The sequence below is a fragment of the Pseudomonas sp. Z2-11 genome (assembly GCF_054161305.1).
On sequence record NZ_CP096395.1, the window covers coordinates 5,259,851 to 5,274,784 of the forward strand.

At 61.6% G+C, this 14,934-nt stretch carries 15 protein-coding genes; 5 read left to right on the top strand and 10 right to left on the bottom strand.

The genetic code is table 11. From position 1 onward, the window contains the following. Positions 1–41 precede the first annotated feature (41 nt). Together pgeF and rluD are read right to left on the bottom strand one after the other, a co-directional pair. The gene (gene pgeF, locus M1E16_RS23405) at positions 42–767 is read right to left on the bottom strand and encodes a peptidoglycan editing factor PgeF (protein WP_458128503.1); all 726 of its coding nucleotides are present in this window, start codon (positions 765–767) and stop codon (positions 42–44) included. Next, complete coding sequence (gene rluD / locus M1E16_RS23410) at positions 764–1,726, bottom strand: 23S rRNA pseudouridine(1911/1915/1917) synthase RluD (RefSeq protein ID WP_434571746.1); 963 nt, start codon at positions 1,724–1,726, stop codon at positions 764–766. Before rluD ends, pgeF begins: the two co-directional genes overlap by 4 nt. A gap of 150 nt (positions 1,727–1,876) precedes the next feature. Between rluD and M1E16_RS23415 the strand changes: the two genes are divergently transcribed. From M1E16_RS23415 to M1E16_RS23430, 4 genes are all read left to right on the top strand, one after another. Beyond that, the gene (locus M1E16_RS23415) at positions 1,877–2,893 is read left to right on the top strand and encodes an outer membrane protein assembly factor BamD (protein WP_305498735.1); all 1,017 of its coding nucleotides are present in this window, start codon (positions 1,877–1,879) and stop codon (positions 2,891–2,893) included. Positions 2,894–3,017: 124 nt separating this feature from the next. Further along, entirely contained in the window at positions 3,018–3,251 is a 234-nt protein-coding gene (locus tag M1E16_RS23420) for a PP0621 family protein (protein WP_434601868.1), read from the top strand. Next, positions 3,241–4,830, top strand: a complete 1,590-nt coding sequence (locus M1E16_RS23425) for a two-component system sensor histidine kinase NtrB (RefSeq protein ID WP_458128504.1) — start codon at positions 3,241–3,243, stop codon at positions 4,828–4,830. The genes M1E16_RS23420 and M1E16_RS23425 overlap by 11 nt, the downstream gene beginning before the upstream one ends. Continuing rightward, positions 4,827–6,173 carry a sigma-54-dependent transcriptional regulator gene (locus M1E16_RS23430; protein WP_458128505.1) on the top strand — a complete coding sequence of 449 codons (1,347 nt, stop codon included), beginning with the start codon at positions 4,827–4,829 and terminating at the stop codon, positions 6,171–6,173. Before M1E16_RS23425 ends, M1E16_RS23430 begins: the two co-directional genes overlap by 4 nt. Before the next feature lie 194 nt (positions 6,174–6,367). Here the strand turns inward: M1E16_RS23430 and thiO are convergent, their stop codons facing one another. From thiO to M1E16_RS23465, 7 genes are read right to left on the bottom strand one after another with little or no spacing between them, the layout of a single operon-like run. Continuing rightward, positions 6,368–7,468 (bottom strand): glycine oxidase ThiO, encoded by a 1,101-nt coding sequence (gene thiO / locus M1E16_RS23435; RefSeq protein WP_458128506.1) that lies wholly within the window; start codon positions 7,466–7,468, stop codon positions 6,368–6,370. Positions 7,469–7,522: 54 nt separating this feature from the next. Beyond that, positions 7,523–7,924 (bottom strand): type IV pilin protein, encoded by a 402-nt coding sequence (locus M1E16_RS23440; protein WP_458128507.1) that lies wholly within the window; start codon positions 7,922–7,924, stop codon positions 7,523–7,525. Positions 7,925–7,932: 8 nt separating this feature from the next. Further along, the gene (locus tag M1E16_RS23445; protein WP_458128508.1) at positions 7,933–11,040 is read right to left on the bottom strand and encodes a pilus assembly protein; all 3,108 of its coding nucleotides are present in this window, start codon (positions 11,038–11,040) and stop codon (positions 7,933–7,935) included. Continuing rightward, positions 11,027–11,503, bottom strand: coding sequence for a pilus assembly PilX family protein (locus M1E16_RS23450; protein WP_458128509.1), 477 nt, complete (start codon positions 11,501–11,503; stop codon positions 11,027–11,029). The genes M1E16_RS23445 and M1E16_RS23450 overlap by 14 nt, the downstream gene beginning before the upstream one ends. Positions 11,504–11,514: 11 nt before the next feature. Beyond that, positions 11,515–12,228: a PilW family protein gene (locus M1E16_RS23455; RefSeq protein ID WP_434698909.1), complete on the bottom strand. Its 714-nt coding sequence runs from the start codon at positions 12,226–12,228 to the stop codon at positions 11,515–11,517. Then, positions 12,225–12,686, bottom strand: a complete 462-nt coding sequence (pilV, locus tag M1E16_RS23460; protein ID WP_305498723.1) for a type IV pilus modification protein PilV — start codon at positions 12,684–12,686, stop codon at positions 12,225–12,227. The genes M1E16_RS23455 and pilV overlap by 4 nt, the downstream gene beginning before the upstream one ends. Beyond that, positions 12,683–13,165 carry a GspH/FimT family pseudopilin gene (locus M1E16_RS23465; protein WP_434571729.1) on the bottom strand — a complete coding sequence of 161 codons (483 nt, stop codon included), beginning with the start codon at positions 13,163–13,165 and terminating at the stop codon, positions 12,683–12,685. Before M1E16_RS23465 ends, pilV begins: the two co-directional genes overlap by 4 nt. A 236-nt stretch (positions 13,166–13,401) precedes the next feature. On the opposite strand from M1E16_RS23465, the gene M1E16_RS23470 reads away from it, so the two are divergent. Further along, positions 13,402–13,941, top strand: a complete 540-nt coding sequence (locus tag M1E16_RS23470; RefSeq protein WP_458130363.1) for a GspH/FimT family pseudopilin — start codon at positions 13,402–13,404, stop codon at positions 13,939–13,941. On the opposite strand, the gene ispH is transcribed toward M1E16_RS23470, so the two are convergent. Next, complete coding sequence (ispH, locus tag M1E16_RS23475) at positions 13,895–14,842, bottom strand: 4-hydroxy-3-methylbut-2-enyl diphosphate reductase (RefSeq protein WP_434628157.1); 948 nt, start codon at positions 14,840–14,842, stop codon at positions 13,895–13,897. The two genes, M1E16_RS23470 and ispH, sit on opposite strands and share 47 nt — an antisense overlap. Positions 14,843–14,934: the final 92 nt, after the last annotated feature.

Sequence of the window (14,934 nt, forward strand, 5' to 3'; positions counted from 1 at the left end):
GAAGATTCAAGCAGTGCGCGGTTGATGCAGATCAGCAGAGTCTAGCGTTCAAGCCAGATCAGGGAAGCGAAGCGACCAGTGCGGGCGTTGCGACGGTAGGAAAAGAAGCGCGGATCGGTCACGGTGCACAGGCCGCCACCGTACACGGCGGTGACGCCGCGAGCCGCCAGACGCAGCCGCGCCAGCGCATAGATATCCGCCAGGAACTTCCCGGCATTGTGGCTGGGCATGAAGGCTTGTTGCGCCTCGGGCAAGTGCGCAACAAAAACCTCACGCACCTCCGGCCCGACTTCGAACGCTTGCGGGCCGATGGCCGGGCCGAGCCAGACGAGGATTTCTTCGGCCGGTACTTGCAGACGATCGAGGGTGGCTTCCAGGACTCCGTTGGCCAACCCGCGCCAACCGGCATGGGCTGCCGCGACGCGGGTGCCGGCGCGGTTACAGAACAATACAGGCAGGCAATCGGCCGTCATTGCCGCGCAGGCGATACCCGGCGTGGCGGTCCAGCTGGCATCGGCGACAGCCACCTCGGCCGGGTCAGCTTCGACCACGTCAATACCGTGGACCTGCTGCAACCAGGCCGGACGCATGGCGAAACGATCGGTGAGGCGACGACGGTTTTCAGCGACGGCCGCAGGCTCATCGCCCACATGGTCGCCGAGGTTGAGGCTATCGAACGGCGCCAGGCTGACGCCGCCCTCCCGGGTGGTGACACAGGCCTTGACCCGGGCCGGCGCGGGCCAGTCGGGTATCAGCCAGTCACTCATCCGATGAACGCCTCGCGATCCTGCTTGAGCAGCGTCAGCAGCCAGACGAAGTCATCCGGCAACGGCGATTCCCAGCTCATGCGCTTACCGGTCGTCGGGTGATCCAGCTCCAGGAAGCGCGCGTGCAGCGCCTGGCGCGGGAAGTTTTTCAACGATTCGACCATGGTCTGGCTCGCGGCCGGCGGAATGCGGAAACGACCGCCATAGGCCGGGTCGCCCACCAACGGGAAGTTGATATGGGACATATGCACGCGAATCTGGTGGGTCCGGCCGGTTTCCAGCTTGACCCGCACATGCGTGTGCGAACGAAAACGCTCCAGCACGCGGTAATGGCTGACCGCCTGCTTGCCACCTTCCATCACCGCCATGCGCTGGCGCTGCTGGCCGTGACGGCCGATCGGTGCGTTGATCTTGCCACCGGCGGTGACCACGCCGATCACGATGCATTCATAGATGCGGCTGACGCTGCGGCTTTGCAGCTGTGTGACCAGCTGTGTCTGCGCCTGGATGGTCTTGGCGACCACCATCAGGCCGGTGGTGTCCTTGTCCAGGCGGTGCACGATCCCGGCGCGGGGCACATTGATGATGTCCGGCACATGGTGCAGCAAGGCGTTGAGCAGGGTGCCATCGGCGTGACCGGCCGCCGGGTGGACCACCAGGCCCGCGGGCTTGTTGATCACCAGGATGTCGTCGTCTTCGTAGACGATGTCCAGGGCAATATCCTGGGCGACCCATTCTCCCTGGGCCTCCTGCTCGGCGGTCAGTTCGAGGATGGCGCCGCCATGGACGATGTCGCGCGGACGGATCACCGCCCCGTCCACTGTCAGGCGACCGTCCTTGATCCAGGCGGAAAGGCGCGAGCGCGAGTGCTCGGCGAAGAGTTGGGCGGCGACTTGATCGAGGCGTTGGCCGCCCAATTCGGACGGCACCTCTGCGCGAAGTTCTATTTTATCGGACATGCTCGGACTGGGCGTCGGCACAGCCTTTGGTTTCGGCTGCGCGCTTGTGGTTAAATACGGCGTCTTTTGCCCCGAGGCTTTCAACGGGGCGCTCATCATAACAGGACGGCCCCGCCCAAGACAGCGGCCGTCATAGGGACGCAAGCCGCCATGCAAGTGAAACACCTGCTGCTGATCGCCATCCTCGCATTGACTGCTGCTTGCTCGTCGAAGGAAGTCGTAGACGAAAACCTGAGCGAAGTCGAACTGTACCAACAGGCGCAGAACGACCTGGATAACAACAGCTATACCAGCGCCACCGCCAAGCTCAAGGCGTTGGAGTCACGGTATCCGTTCGGTCGCTACGCCGACCAGGCGCAGCTGGAGCTGATCTACGCCAACTACAAGAACGCCGAGCCGGAAGCTGCCAAGTCCGCCGCCGAGCGTTTCATTCGTCTGCACCCGCAGCACCCGAACGTCGATTACGCTTACTACCTCAAGGGCCTGACCTCCTTCGACCAGGACGTCGGCCTGCTGGCGCGCTTCCTGCCGCTGGACATGACCAAGCGTGACCCGGGCGCCGCGCGCGACTCCTACAACGAGTTCGCCCAGCTGACCAGCCGCTTCCCCAACAGCCGCTATTCGCCTGATGCCAAGCAGCGCATGATCTACCTGCGCAACCTGCTGGCGTCCTACGAAATCCACGTGGCTGACTACTATCTGACCCGCCAGGCCTACGTCGCTGCCGCCAACCGTGGCCGCTACGTGGTGGAAAACTTCCAGGAAACCCCATCGGTTGGCGACGGCCTGGCTGTCATGACCGAAGCCTACCAGCGCCTGCACCTGGATGACCTCGCGGCCACGAGCCTGGAAACGCTGAAGCTGAACTACCCCGATCACCCATCGCTGGTCGATGGCCAGTTCACCCCGCGGGTCGATGAAGCCGACAACCGTTCGTGGCTGAGCAAGGCGACCCTAGGCCTGATCGAATCCCGTCCGCCGCTGCCGCCGGGCGAAACCCGCGCCAACCAGGACGTCCAGCGCCAGTTCCAGGACGCCAAGGAAGCCATTCCGAACGAGCTCAAGCCCAAGGACGAAAATGGCGACGTGATCGAAGAAGAAGAGCCGGAAAGCGAATCCAGCGATCGCTCCTGGTTCAGCTACATGACCTTCGGCATGTTCGACTGAAAGCCAAGGCACCATAAAAAGGGAGACCCTGGGTCTCCCTTTTTCATGCCTGCATTTTATTGCGCTGTGCGCCGTTCCTGTCCTTGGCTAAACTGCCTGATCTCTAGCCAAAAAGCCGCCCATCATGCTTCGTTTACTGTTCTGGATCGCCCTGATTGCCGCCGCGATATGGTTGTGGCGCAAGTTCAAGGCGACCTCCGCCACATCGAACACCTCGCGTGACCATGACGCGCGCCCCATGGTGCGTTGCGCCCAGTGCGGGGTGCACCTGCCGCGCGACCGGGCGCTGGCCCTCGACCAACAATGGTATTGCAGCCAGGCTCACCTCGAGCAAGGCCCGGGTACTCGTGATCGCTGAGGCCTCGCGTCCCCGCGTCAAACAGGCGCAGCGTCTGCTGCGCCTCTATCACCTGTACCGCCTGAGCATCGGCATCACACTGGTGCTGCTGATCACCAGCAACATGGACAACCGGCTGCTGGAGTTCGCCAACGACGACCTGCTGCGCAGCGGCAGCTGGTTGTATCTGGTGCTGAACATCCTGCTGGTGGTGTTCCTTGAAAATACGCGTCGCCCTGCCCGGCTGTTCGGGCTGGCGCTCACCGACGTATTGCTGCTGTCGTGGTTGTTCTTCGTCGCGGGTGGCGCCCCCAGCGCCATCGGCAACCTGATCATTGTCTCGGTAGCCATCGGCAATACCTTGCTGAAAGGGCGAATAGGCCTGCTGATCGCTGCCGTCGCCACCCTTGGTATCGTCGGCTCGACATTTGTCCTCGGCCTCAGCGACGCGAGCCGCCCCAGCAGCTATCTACAGGCAGGCACCCTGGGCGCCTTGTGTTTCGCCGCCGCTTTGCTGGTGCAAGGCCTGACCCGACGCCTGGAAGCCAGCGAAACCCTGGCCGAGCAACGGGCCAGCGAAGTGCTCAGCCTCGAAGCGCTCAACGCCTTGATCCTGCAACGCATGCGCACCGGCATCCTGGTGCTTGATCACCAGCACCGGGTGCGACTGGCCAACGAAAGCGCCTTGAACCTGCTGGGCATGCACGACCTGGTCGGCCAGCAGATAGACGATTATTCCAGCGCCCTGGTCGAGCGGCTGCAATCGTGGCGGAACAACCCCAGCCTGCGTGCGCAAAGCCTGACCATCAGCGGCACCGGCCTGACGCTGCAACCCAGCTTCATCGCCCTCGGCCCTCTGGATCAGCAGCAGATCCTGGTATTTCTCGAAGACCTAGCCCAAGTGGCCCAACATGCCCAGCAACTGAAACTCGCCTCCCTCGGGCGCCTCACCGCGGGTATTTCACATGAAATCCGCAACCCTCTGGGCGCCATCAGCCACGCCGCGCAATTGCTCGGTGAATCCGAGGAACTGAACAACGCCGACCGACGTCTGACGCAGATTATTCAAGACCACTCCCTACGAATGAATCGCGTCATCGAAAACGTCCTGCAGCTGTCCCGCCGCCAGCAAACCGCGCCGCAACGCCTGGATTTACGCACATGGCTGGAGCAATTCGTCCGGCAGACCCGGGAAAACGCGGCCGAACCCCAGCGATTGCACCTGAGCATCGACCCGGGCGACTACATCACACTCATGGACCCCGACCAACTGGCCCAGGTGCTCGACAATCTGCTGCGCAACGCCTGGTGTCATAGCGCAATGGTCCATGAACAGGCCGAGGCCTGGTTGAAGCTGTTCGTCGACCCGCACAGTCAACTGGCCACGCTGGACATCATCGACAACGGCCCTGGCGTAACGCCGGAGCAGCAGGCGCACTTGTTCGAACCCTTCTTCACCACCAGCAGCCAGGGCACCGGCCTCGGGCTCTATCTGTCCCGTGAGCTGTGCGAAAGCAACCAGGCCCGCCTAGACTTCAAATCACGCCAAGGCGGCGGTTGCTTTCGCATCACCTTTGCTCACGGACGGAAACAGATTTGAATACACGCTCACGGCAACGAATCCTGATCGTCGATGACGAACCGGACATCCGCGAACTCCTGGAAATCACCCTGGGAAGGATGAAACTCGACACCCGCAGCGCCAAGAACCTCGCCGAGGCCCAAGCCCTGCTGGCAGGTGAAACCTTCGACCTGTGCCTGACCGACATGCGCCTGCCCGATGGCACCGGCCTGGAACTGGTGCAACACATCCAGCAACGCGTTCCTCAACTGCCGGTGGCGATGATCACCGCCTATGGCAGCCTGGAAGTCGCTATCGACGCGCTCAAGGCCGGCGCCTTCGACTTCCTGACCAAACCGGTCGACCTGGGGCGGCTGCGAGAGCTGATCGGCAGCGCCTTGCGGCTGTCGCCGGGTGCTGCGCCGAGTACGACCGTCGAGCGCTGCCTGTTGGGCGACTCGCCACCCATGCGCAGCGTGCGCCGACAGATTGAAAAACTCGCCCGCAGCCAGGCGCCGGTCTACATCAGCGGCGAATCAGGCTGCGGCAAGGAACTGGTGGCGCGCCTGATTCATGAACAAGGCCCTCGTTACAACCAGGGTTTTGTGCCGGTCAATTGTGGGGCCATTCCAACGGAGTTGATGGAAAGCGAGTTTTTCGGCCATCGAAAAGGCAGCTTCACCGGCGCCATCGAAGACAAGCCCGGCCTGTTCCAGGCGGCTCACGGCGGAACTCTGTTTCTCGATGAAGTCGCCGACCTGCCACTGGCGATGCAGGTCAAGCTGTTGCGTGCCATCCAGGAAAAAGCCGTGCGCGCGGTGGGCGGGCAACAGGAAGAAGTGGTGGATGTACGAATCCTCTGCGCCACCCACAAGGACCTCGGCGCAGAAGTCGCCGCCGGTCGCTTTCGCCAGGACTTGTATTACCGACTGAATGTCATCGAACTGCGCGTCCCGCCCTTGCGTGAACGCCGGGAAGACATCGAGCTGCTGGCCAACCACATGCTCCAGCGCCTGGCCACCAACGCCGGGAGCCCAGTGGCGACGCTCCATCCGCAAGCCCTCAAAGCGCTGCAGAACTACCGCTTCCCGGGCAACGTGCGAGAACTGGAGAACATGCTCGAACGGGCCTACACCCTGTGCGAACACCAGCAGATCGAGGCCGATGACTTGCGTCTCGCCGAACACAGCGGGGCTGGCGAGGCGGGCAATCCGGATCTGATGCAGGTCGACAATCTGGAGGACTACCTGGAAGACGTCGAACGCAAGGTCATCCTGCAGGCCCTGGAGGAAACCCGCTGGAACCGCACCGCAGCGGCGCAGAGATTGAAGTTGTCGTTTCGGTCGATGCGGTATCGGTTGAAGAAGTTGGGGTTGGATTGAAGCCAGCGCTCATCCTGTGGCGAGGGAGCTTGCTCCCGCTCGGCTGCGCAGCAGTCGTAAAAACACCCTGCTGTTTCCCAGATGCACCTTGCTGAATGATTTTGGGTCTGCTGCGCAGCCCAGCGGGAGCAAGCTCCCTCGCCACGGGATTTTTGGTTGCTGCCGCAGCTGCGCTCCCACAGGGAGAGCCGAACCTACAGCCGCCCTGCCGGGGCATACGGCGCAGGATCAATCACCGGCTCACGCCCCAGCATCACGTCGACGAACAACCGGCACGAAGCCGGCGCCAGCACCAGGCCGTTGCGGTAATGGCCGCAGTTCAACCACAACCCCGCAAACCCCGGCACTTCGCCAATGTAGGGAATACCCTCCGGCGATCCTGGCCGTAACCCGGCCCAATGCCCCACCAACTCGGCGTCGGCCAACGCCGGGATCAACTCCAAAGCCGAAGCCTTGAGGCTTTCCAGCGCCGAGTCGGTCGGCGTCTTGTCGAAGCCTTCATGCTCCAGCGTACTGCCAATCAAGATGTGCCCGTCACGACGCGGAATCGCATAACGGCCCTTGGCCAGGACCATGCTCGAAAGGAAATCGGACGCGCACTTGTACAGGATCATCTGGCCCTTCACCGGCTCGACCGGCAACTCCAGCCCCAGCGTTCCAAGCAACTCGCCGCTCCAGGCACCCGCAGCGAGAACCACTTGATCGCCGCGTATCTCCCCCGCTGAACTCCTCACGCCACTGACGCGCTCACCGTCGCGAATGAACCCGCTGACTTCGCAATGCTCATGAAGTGTGACATTCGGCATCGTCTGCAATGCAGCCTTGAGCGACTTCACCAGCCGCGGATTACGCACGTTCGCCACATCGGCCATGTAGATCGCCCGGGAAAAGCCCGAGCCCAATACCGGAACCGCATCATGGACCGCGGAGATATCCACAGCCCGCAGCGGGCGCCCTTCCCGCTCGGCCCAGGCCAGTGCTTCGGTCTGATCGTCGAGGTCCAGCCAATATAGGCCGGTGACATGCACTTGCGGATCGATTCCGGTCGTTGCAGACAAGGACTCGCCCAGCTGTGGATAAAAATCCTGCGACCAGTGGGCCAGCGCGGTGACCGCCGGGCTATAGCGCCATGGGTACAGCGGCGAAACAATACCGCCGCCGGCCCAGGATGATTCCTGGCCAACGCCGGAGCGGTCCAGCAGCACCACCCGCTGGCCTTCGGAGGCGAGATTGAATGCCGTCAGCAGGCCGATGACTCCGCCGCCGACTATCACCACTTGCTGTTGCCTGGTCATGTTCTGTTTCGACTCACAAGACAGAGGGCGCTCGTCTGCACCCGGATAAAAATCTCAACGACCCCAGCAATCCTTGGTGGTCACGCCGGCAGCGGAGTTGATATTGCCCCGCCTGCCCGTGTTGTCGATCGTAAAATCACCGCACTTGTCCGTCGCCATGGACGAGCCACTTCTGCGTAGTGCGGTCAGGGTAAAGCTCTGCTCCGTCGGCGTCAGGTTAATAGTGTAGAAATCGTTGCCACTGCTCAGGCCAGTCGCGTTGGTATAGACGTTGGTCTTCGAATAGTGACGTTCGAGGATTTGCGCCTGTTCCGACAGCAATCCGGCGATTTCGGCCCGGCGTCCCTTTTTCATGTATTCGGTCAGGCTCGGATAGCCGATGGTGATCACGATACCGATGATCGCGATGACGATCATGATTTCGATCAAGGTGAAACCCCGGTTGGATTTGCGCATGCCTTACCTCACTGTATTTGCCGCCACATGATACGACGGCTGCCACCGACGGACTTGGTCAGCAGGTCGGTGATTCCACCACCGGAGTCATTCACGACCATATTGGTTGCTCCATTGGCGCTGACGACGGCACTCAAGGTCGGGATCCCCCCTGTGAACACCACGCCAGCGGAAATCGTGTCGAGGGTATTGATCGAACCATCGTTGTTGGTATCGAGCACCGCGTAGTTGAGCATCTTACCGTTGAACGCATCCACTTCGATCAGTTTGCCCGTACCAAAGCTCGCACATGGATCAGTGGTGTCCACGGCGGCGGTGGTAAATACCACACGCCCAAGTACCAGGCTGGCCGGGTTGATCACCCGTTCGCCAGTCAACGCGTTGTTGTATATCAGCGGCAGATACCAGCCTTTTTGCGTGGGATAGGCCACGTTGTTCTGGCTGGTGGTCACGAATTGCCCGGTGGCACCGGAAAAAATGCTGGTGATCGACTGGGCCTGCAGGTTCGCTACGGTGATCTGCCCGGCGCCACCGCTGGCGTCCCAGATTGAATAGAACCCTTGCAGGTCCTTGTTGAGCTTGTCCGCCGACTCATTGAACTTGCCCGTGCCGAAAAATACCTGGATGCCGCCCTGGGGGTTCTCCGCCAGCAACGGTTGCGCGGTGATCGGCTGTGTCGCCCCACCTGGAGCGGTGAACAACGGCTGGCCGGCAAACGCCAGGCCCCAGGTGTTCGGGGAAGTTGCGCTGAGGTCGAACTTCCACATCCGTCCTTTCAGGTCCCCACCATAGGCCGCCTGCACAATGTTCTGGGCGTTGACCCGCAGTTTGACTGACGAAAGGCCGTTATTGGTGTCGGGGCTGTTGACGACTATCTTGCGAATCAGCGAGCCGTCGCGAACGTCCACCACGTACAGCGCCGCCACGCCGGTATTACTGCCATAACCATTGGCGATGAACGCCGCCCAGCGACCGTCCGCGAGGCGCGCGACTTCAGGGCGCGCATAGGCGTAGCCCAGGTCATTGAAGGCATTGGCTGCGTTGGCGATGGTCGGCGCGCTGATCTCCCACAAGGCCCGGATCGCATTGCCTGCCGCTGCATCGAACAGCTGCACCGCGTAAAACGCCCGGCCGCCCGCGCCTGTGCCACCCAGGGCCAGCGTTTTCCAGACGCTGCCCAGTTGCGCATCGAATACGGCAACCTGCCCGTCCACCAGGAATTTATGACTCACGCCATTGATGTAGCCGGGATCAGCGATGAGTTGCAATGAAGGCAGCACGGTCGACGGCATATATGCGTAACGGCGGGCTCCGTTGGCGCTGTTGATGACACTGAAGAAACCATCATTGCCATTCACCACCAGGCTGCTGCTCATGTTTGCCGCCTTGGTCGTCAGGTAATTGCTGTAACTGGTGTCGTTCAGCAGGTCCGAGGCGGTCTGGTCATTGGGCGAGGCCAGGGCCAGCGGCGAATTGATGATGTCCCCCAGCAGGACGCTGCGCACCTTGAGCCCGGTCTTGTTGACGCCCTTGCTCCATTCCACCAGATCGCTGCCGGTGATCCCCGTGGGCAGGCCCTGGCTCAGGCTGGTTTGCTGGGCCGGCGAAAAGTTGCCGTAGGCCAGGGTCACCGGCACGTTGGTCGCGGTGTTCCAGGACTGGTAGAGCGGCGGTGTGGCACCGGGAACGATAGCGGTGTCAGTGGTCCACTGCGCTGCTGCGGTGTTCACCGTTCCAGTGGAATTGAAGCCGAATGCCTTGATGGTGCCGCGCCAGTCCCTGGGGTCGTAGGTGGTCTGGTAAAAACTGGAAGTGCTGGAGAGCGTCGCGCCATTGCTGGTGCCGCCGCCTCCCGAACCGGCCTTGGAGGTGATGTCGCTCAGGGCCGATGACAGGGCCGAGTTCAGGCCTTCACTGTCGGTGGCCGGATAATATTTGCCCGCACCGTAACGAGCAGCGTCGGAAAGCATCTGGTTGGTGACAGCAAAACCGACGGTGTAGGTATTGAGGTACTGTCGGCGGAATTCGGCTCCATCCCAGCTTTTCCCGGTGACGTCGGTGCCGGTGGAACGCATGTCGATGTCGAAGGCGAATTTGGCAATGTCGTCCAGGTACAGCGTGTCGCCCTCTCCGTCCCCCTTGGGATCGGCGCCATCGTTGGCGCTGATGCCATCCCAGTTTGGCAAGCGGCTCCCCCCGGACGGATCATCGGTAGGAAACGTTCGGTCAAAAGTGGGCAAACCATCAGTGATCACCACGCCAAAATTTTTCTGGCATCGGTACTGAATCGGGCTGGTATAGGTACTTGGGGTGTTGTTGTAATAAGGCGCCATACCTCTGAAATAACGAGTGACTTCGTAGTAACTCTCAGCCAGCGGCGTATTGGCGACGGCGCCTAGCGCGTTTATGGCGCTGATCAAGGCGCTGTAGTTAGTATTCGCCTGCGTCTGGGTGACACTGCCACTTACCGGCGACAGATCGCTGATCGCACGAGCAATATAGCCGCCAGGGCCGGAATTGAAGCTGTTGGGCGAATTGAAAGTGGCAAGGCCGATGCGCAGGGAGCGATTGTTGCCGACCAGATCAGTCGAAACATTCCTTGCTACGTTTATTCGATAGTCTCTCGGGATTGAGCCGTTGGTGAAGTCCCGGCTTGAACCGTTGGCAAGGGTGACTAGATAAGATAAGTACTTAGCTGTGTAGCGAGTATTCTCGCCGCCAACCGGATCGGGTAACCGCAGGCAAACCTGACCAAAGCCAGTTCGGTAGAAGCCATACCAGCCATTTAAACAATCGCCGCGGAACAGACTCGCAAGCAAGACGTTCCCGTCGTTTGCCGCAAGCAGCGCCCTATTGCTGCTGCTACAACTTCTGTCGTCAGTGCATATAGAAATCGGTGGTTGCGTTGCCGCCGGATCAAACCCCGCCGCCCAGATAATGTTGTTCATGCTCCCCGAATCATCGATCAGCAGCATCACGTTGGGCGTCACCGCCGCCGCACTCAACAGCGGTGATTCCGACGGTGTGAATCCATAGGCCGGGGCCGTCAGGTAAAGGCTGAGCAACGCTCCCCACAACGCCTGTCGCCAGCTTCGAAGCACCCTAATATTTCGCATAGATGCTCTCCACTACGCTGCGCTGGTTGTTGCCCACCACCGCCACCGCCGTGATCCGGTACAGCGTCGCCGAGGTATTGAGCGGCACGTTGACTGCCGTAACGGTTGTGCCGATATTCTGCACGCCGTAAAACCCACCGGCAGCGGCCACCCAGAGCACCCCCGACGACGAATAGCGCCCCGCCACCGTCACTGTTGCCGACTCAGGCGGTGGCGCGCATTGGGCCGCGGTACAGACCGGCAGCGAATAACTTTCTGCCTGCACCGCGCTTTCCCCGACCCTCAGCGCCGCCTCGGCCATCTGGAACGACTGGTTGCGCTGCATGACGCTGCTGGTCATCTTTTCCTGGAGCGTGGCGCTCTGCATCGATGACAAACCAATCAGTGTCAGCAGCAGCAAAAAGACCAGGCTGACCAGCAAGGCCATGCCACGCTGGCGATACCCGAAACCTGTCGACCTCATCAGTCGCCCCCTCATAGCAGCCGGTTGCGCAAGGCAGCAACCACGTTGAAGGTCTGCTCGCGCACGGTATTTTTCGGGTCGTACAGCGTCAGCGTCAGGCGCACGCTGCGGATCAGCGCCGGGTCGCTCGGGTTGCCGCTGTAGCTGGTGGCTGCGATGTCCGTCGCGCTGCCGGCCACGCCGAAGGTCACGTCGAATGCCCGCACGTTATCCACCAGCACCGCCATGGTCGGGTTGCCAGCGCCGCTCCCCAGCAATAACTGATTGTTGTTGAAACCATAAATCAGCCGCCGGATCGGAAAGGCCATCTGCCCGCTCGCGGGTGCTCGCGTTCCGGTGTAGGCGGCGGCCGTATTGCGGCAATCGGAAACGATGGTCCAGGTCGGCGCACTGCCGCTATTGCCGATATCCGCCGTGACCAGGGTCAACCTGCGGGTGGCGTTGTCCCAGCGAATCGGGGTGATCTGGCTGGCGGCGAAATCATTGTTCGAAGACGCATCGGTGACCGTCGCCAGGCAGCCGAACATGCCCACCATGCGAATTTCCTGAACCATTTTGCTCAAGGCAAACCGTGCATCCTCCTGCATCACCGCGGCGGCACTCTGGCTTACGTAAGTATTTTTCGCGGCGATGAAAATCTGCACGACGCCCAGCACGACGATCAGGCTGATGACCAGCGCGATCATCAATTCGATCAGCCCGAAACCCCGGCTATGCCGGTTCATGGCGTCGTCGCCAATGGATCGACAGCGACCCGGCTGGTCAGCACAAAGCTGCGTCGCGCCTCGGCCGCGTTGGTCGTGTTGGCAGCCCGGGCGTCGTCCCAGGAAATGGTGATGGTGTAGACCCGCTGGTTCAGCGCAACCGTACCGGTGGCCGTGGCGCCGCCGAAAGCGACGATGTTGGTCTTGAAGTCATAAAGATCCTGGTCCCGGGCCACGTTGAGGTTCGGCGAGCTCGGCGGCGTGATGGTGTAGTCGGCACCGGAATTGGCCCGGATGCGGTCCAACAGGTCGTAGGCGATGAAGCTGGCCTGGCTGGTCATGCGCGAGCTGTCGGTGTATTTGAGGGCATTGAGCTGGACCATCGCCGCGCCCAGCAAACCCACGCCGAGAATCAGCATCGCCACCAGCACCTCGATGAGCGTCATGCCCTCCTGCGCCGTTTTACTGCAATCCTTCATCCGCAATTTCCACCCAATACGATTCGTCCATTGAGGCAGACATTGAGCGTCCTGCTCTGCGCCCCTCTCACGTAATTGAAGCCCACCGGCGTGGTCGGTGCCGATAACCCGCCCAGGTTGTTGAAATCAATGTTGGTCACTTCTGAGGTTAGCGTCAGAGTCACGCCGCCGCCCATTGCTGGAACAACCCGCAATACATTGGTCGGATTGGCCGGGTTGCCCGTGTTGTCATACACCATCAATTCACCGCTCCAGGCACCGCCCTGCGTGGTGGGACGAATGCGCGTGGTGATGCCACGGTTGATCGCTTCCATTCGCGCGAAATTCAAGGCTCGGCGCAGGTCGTCGATCTCGGTATCGGCCTTGGTACTTTGCAGCGAGCCGGTGAATGACGGCACCGCCATGGTGATCAGGATCAGCAGCACGCCGAGGGCCACCAACACCTCGATCAGCGTGAAACCTTTTGTACGAAGATCCATCGATGCCCTCCGTTGCCGTCGGCTATACCTGCTTCTACACGCTAGAACAAACAACCGCCTGTGGCGAGGAGGCTTGCTCCCGCTCGGACGGGCTGGCGCTCCAGCGCGTAGCGGCCGCTATTTTGGGGCTGCTGCGCAGCCCAGCGGGAGCAAGCTCCCTCGCCACAAAGTGCTTCCTGCCACACTGGGTTCCTTGCACAACCGCACTGCTTCACGATCTCCAGGGAGGAGACATCATGTACCAACAGGGCTTCAGCCTGATCGAACTGCTCATGGGACTGGCGATTGCCGCAATTGTTCTGCCGTGGGCCGGTGCAAGCTACAAAGAGCTGATCGAGTCCATCGAACGCGAGGATACCGCCCGGTTGCTGATCAGCGGGTTGCGTTTTGCCCGCAGCGAAGCCATCACGCGCAACCGCCGCATCTTGATCCAGGGAATCGACAATGATTGGGGCAAGGGCTGGCGGATCACGCTGGACAACAAGGAGCAAACCTTGCTGAGGGAGCGCAGCGGTCATGCTCGGGTGGTTGGCAACTCGCCAGTGAAACACCGGGTGAGGTTCGGCGGCCAGGGAGAAGCCCTGCACCCCGACGGCGCGTTCCAGGCAGGCACGCTGCATGTCTGCGCCAGACGCGGGCCGGTCAGCCATCACCAGGTGATCCTGGCGCCCTCCGGCCGCGTCCGCCTGGAAAGTGTCAAAGCCGAGCAGGCCCTGTGTGAAAAAGGACTCAAAGCAGGGAACGGACCCGCAGCTCTTTCGGCATCGAGAACGTAATGTTTTCCTCGCGCCCCGCCAGCTCGTCGGCACCCGTTGCGCCCCAGGCCTGCAATTGCTCGATCACCCCGCGTACGAGGACTTCCGGCGCGGAGGCACCGGCGGTGATACCGATCCGCTCGACACCGTCGAACCAGCTGCGCTGCATGTCCTCGGCACCGTCGATCAGATAGGCCGGGGTCGACATGCGTTCGGCCAGCTCGCGCAAGCGGTTGGAGTTGGAGCTGTTCGGGCTGCCGACCACCAGGACCACATCGCACTCGTTGGCCAGTTGCTTGACCGCGTCCTGACGATTCTGGGTTGCGTAGCAAATGTCATCCTTGCGCGGCCCGCCGATGGCCGGGAAGCGCGTGCGCAGGGCGTCGATCACCCGGCTGGTGTCGTCCATGGACAAGGTAGTCTGCGTAACGAAAGCCAGCTTTTCCGGGTTGCGAACCTGCAAGGCCGCCACGTCTTCTTCGTCTTCGACCAGGTAGATCGCGCCGCCATTGCTGGCGTCGTACTGGCCCATGGTGCCTTCAACTTCCGGGTGGCCTTCATGGCCGATCAGGATGCATTCGCGACCATCACGGCTGTAGCGCGCCACTTCGATGTGGACCTTGGTAACCAGTGGGCATGTGGCATCGAACACTTTCAGGCCACGGCCAGCCGCTTCGGTACGCACCGCCTGGGAAACGCCGTGGGCGCTGAAGATCACGATGACGTCGTCCGGCACCTGGTCCAGTTCTTCGACGAAGATGGCCCCACGGCTGCGCAGGTCCTCGACGACGAACTTGTTGTGGACCACTTCATGGCGCACGTAGATCGGCGGCCCGAAGACTTCCAGGGCGCGGTTGACGATTTCGATCGCCCGGTCCACGCCAGCGCAGAAGCCACGGGGGTTGGCGAGTTTGATTTGCATGCTGTGCCTCGTGTCTGTGGGAGCGAGCCTGCTCGCGATGCGGTGGTTCAGTCAACTCGGTGGCGACTGTGACGCAGCCTTCGCAAGCAGGC

Excerpts from the sequence above, each read along its gene's own strand:
- pgeF (WP_458128503.1), bottom strand. The coding sequence starts at position 767 with ATGAGTGACTGGCTGATACCCGACTGGCCCGCGCCGGCCCGGGTCAAG.
- rluD (WP_434571746.1), bottom strand. The coding sequence starts at position 1,726 with ATGTCCGATAAAATAGAACTTCGCGCAGAGGTGCCGTCCGAATTGGGC.
- M1E16_RS23415 (WP_305498735.1), top strand. The coding sequence starts at position 1,877 with ATGCAAGTGAAACACCTGCTGCTGATCGCCATCCTCGCATTGACTGCT.
- M1E16_RS23420 (WP_434601868.1), top strand. The coding sequence starts at position 3,018 with ATGCTTCGTTTACTGTTCTGGATCGCCCTGATTGCCGCCGCGATATGG.
- thiO (WP_458128506.1), bottom strand. The coding sequence starts at position 7,468 with ATGACCAGGCAACAGCAAGTGGTGATAGTCGGCGGCGGAGTCATCGGC.
- M1E16_RS23440 (WP_458128507.1), bottom strand. The coding sequence starts at position 7,924 with ATGCGCAAATCCAACCGGGGTTTCACCTTGATCGAAATCATGATCGTC.
- M1E16_RS23445 (WP_458128508.1), bottom strand. The coding sequence starts at position 11,040 with ATGCGAAATATTAGGGTGCTTCGAAGCTGGCGACAGGCGTTGTGGGGA.
- M1E16_RS23450 (WP_458128509.1), bottom strand. The coding sequence starts at position 11,503 with ATGAGGTCGACAGGTTTCGGGTATCGCCAGCGTGGCATGGCCTTGCTG.
- M1E16_RS23455 (WP_434698909.1), bottom strand. The coding sequence starts at position 12,228 with ATGAACCGGCATAGCCGGGGTTTCGGGCTGATCGAATTGATGATCGCG.
- pilV (WP_305498723.1), bottom strand. The coding sequence starts at position 12,686 with ATGAAGGATTGCAGTAAAACGGCGCAGGAGGGCATGACGCTCATCGAG.
- M1E16_RS23465 (WP_434571729.1), bottom strand. The coding sequence starts at position 13,165 with ATGGATCTTCGTACAAAAGGTTTCACGCTGATCGAGGTGTTGGTGGCC.
- M1E16_RS23470 (WP_458130363.1), top strand. The coding sequence starts at position 13,402 with ATGTACCAACAGGGCTTCAGCCTGATCGAACTGCTCATGGGACTGGCG.
- ispH (WP_434628157.1), bottom strand. The coding sequence starts at position 14,842 with ATGCAAATCAAACTCGCCAACCCCCGTGGCTTCTGCGCTGGCGTGGAC.